Below are 1,305 nucleotides of genomic sequence, written 5' to 3'. Positions count from 1 at the left end.
GAGAAGACCGCCTTCCCCAACACCGCTTGACTGATCAACCGCATCGGATGTCTGTCTCCGCCCCGCTCCAGCCCGGCCGGCGCCCGTGCCGCGCGGAGAGCATTCAGCCATCTGATGCCAGAGAAGGGGTACGTCGTGGCTGGGGCGGTCGGCTCCGCGGCTTTAGAGGTCGTTCTCTTTCCGAACCTTATGTGCGGTTTCCACTGGTCAGGCGTGAGATGGGGGCTGGCACGGAAGTCTCGGTCCGTTGCTGACCGAGATGTCGTGGGGGTGGCGGATGCCGTCGATGCGGGCGGTGCTGGAAGCGAGGCAGAAGGCCGCGGCGGTGCGGGTGGAGGACCTCGAAGCCGAGCTGGAGCGAGTGCGTGCGGCCCTGGCTGAGGCGGAAGAGGTGCTCAGGCGCCGGGTGATCGGGCTGGAGCAGTATCTGGAGGCGCTGGCCGAGAAGGATGCGCCCGCCGTGGCCGTCGTGTCGCCCAGGAAGCCGGTGGGGCCGCGCCGGGCGGTGCCTCACCGCCAGGACGCGGCCGACACGGAGGTGCTGTCGGTGGATTACCAGGCGTTGATGGGCGCTGCCGTGGAGGCGGGAGCCGATGGGCTGGGTGGCCCGACGGGCAGCGGTGGTGCTGGGCTGGGACAGCGCCTCCGCTTCCCGGGTCGAGGGAGCGAGGGCCCGGCTGAAACGGCTGGTGGAACGGGGCTGGCTGGTGGAGGAGAAGCCGGGCAGGTTCATGCTGCCCGCGCCGGAGCAGGACGCTGCCGGCGCTGGGCGGCCAGGCGGCGGCTCATGAGCATGGTCATCGACCACAGGATGACGGTCTCGCTGGTGTCGGTGCGCCGTTCATAGTCACGGACCAGGCGTCGGCTGCGCAGGAGCCAGGCGAAGGATCTCTCGACGACCCAGCGACGGGGCAGGACCTCAAAGCCGCTGGCCTCATCGCTGCGGCGGACGATGTCGAGGACGACGCCGAGGTGCTGGACGGTCCAGTCGGTGAGGTGGCCGGTGTAACCGCCGTCGGCCCAGACCCGCACCAGCCGCCGGAAGTGATTCCTTGCTGCGGGCAGAAGGATGCGGGCCGCGTCGCGGTCGGTCGTGGAGGCCGGCGTGACCAGCACGGCCAGCAGGAGTCCGAGATCGAGTCAAGATCGTCACACCGCACGCGCACCAGATAGGGCGGGGAACAGCGCGGAATCACAGGAAAAGCGGCTTAGAACTCCTAACGAAATGACTGTAGGAGGACGGTAGGGTCGGTGGCCATGAGTCAGAGTGGTTCGGAAGCGGCGGCGTTCTTCCGCGACGTCGGC

At 68.8% G+C, this 1,305-nt stretch carries 1 protein-coding gene and 1 pseudogene; one reads left to right on the top strand and one right to left on the bottom strand.

Annotated features, from left to right (window positions below; all coding sequences use genetic code 11):
- Window positions 1-286 precede the first annotated feature (286 nt).
- A pseudogene (locus AB0P24_RS47890) lies at window positions 287-791 on the top strand (hypothetical protein).
- Here AB0P24_RS47890 and AB0P24_RS47885 read toward each other — a convergent pair.
- Window positions 730-1,122 carry a transposase gene (locus tag AB0P24_RS47885; protein ID WP_365805792.1) on the bottom strand — a complete coding sequence of 131 codons (393 nt, stop codon included), beginning with the start codon at window positions 1,120-1,122 and terminating at the stop codon, window positions 730-732. The pseudogene AB0P24_RS47890 and the gene AB0P24_RS47885 sit on opposite strands and share 62 nt — an antisense overlap.
- Window positions 1,123-1,305 lie beyond the last annotated feature (183 nt).

It is taken from the genome of Streptomyces sp. NPDC086519 (assembly GCF_040686075.1).
GTDB lineage: Bacteria > Actinomycetota > Actinomycetes > Streptomycetales > Streptomycetaceae > Streptomyces > Streptomyces shenzhenensis.
The sequence above is the reverse complement of the archived record's forward strand: the minus strand, read 5'-3'. Positions and strand labels throughout refer to the sequence as shown.